Raw genomic sequence first — 555 nt, 5'->3', positions numbered from 1 at the left:
TAGAATTATATTAAAAGGAGAATTACCTTCGCCAAGTAATCCGCCGCAAGGTTGTCCTTTTCATACAAGATGTCCGATTGCAAAAGATAAATGTAAAGAAAATATACCACAATTAAAGGACATTGGTAACGAACATCAAGTTGCTTGTTTCTACGTAGATAAAGTAGGTGATTTAAATGCTTAAATTAATACTTAAAAGGTTAGGGTTAATGATCCCGTTACTAATTTTAATCTCAATAGTTGTATTTTCATTAGCAATCATACAACCAGGAGATCCATTTTCAGATTTACAAAACGGTAAAATAAAACAAGAAGCAATAAATGCACAAAGGGAAAAGTTAGGCCTCAACGACTCAATACCACATCAATATATTAGATGGGTCAATCATGTTATACATGGTGATTTAGGGGAGTCAATCAAATATAAGAGGCCGGTAATTGATGTTATTGAGGAAAGAATTCCAAATACAATATTACTCGGTGCTATGTCATTAATTATTACTTATATTATCTCATTTGCTTTAGGAATAACGTCAGGTAGATATTCTTACAGTT

2 protein-coding genes are annotated in these 555 nt (G+C 31.9%); both read left to right on the top strand.

Annotation, left to right across the window (positions count from 1 at the left end; genetic code table 11):
- On the top strand, window positions 1-184 hold a 184-nt coding region (locus IDG60_RS00765), incomplete at its 5' end, for an oligopeptide/dipeptide ABC transporter ATP-binding protein (protein ID WP_346767024.1).
- Window positions 177-555 (top strand): ABC transporter permease (locus tag IDG60_RS00760; RefSeq protein WP_206160372.1); only part of this gene is annotated, 379 nt, incomplete at its 3' end. The genes IDG60_RS00765 and IDG60_RS00760, both read left to right, overlap by 8 nt.

Source organism: Staphylococcus sp. EG-SA-2, from assembly GCF_017152085.1.
Note: the sequence above shows the minus strand (reverse complement) of the source record. Positions and strands in the feature narration are given on the sequence as shown.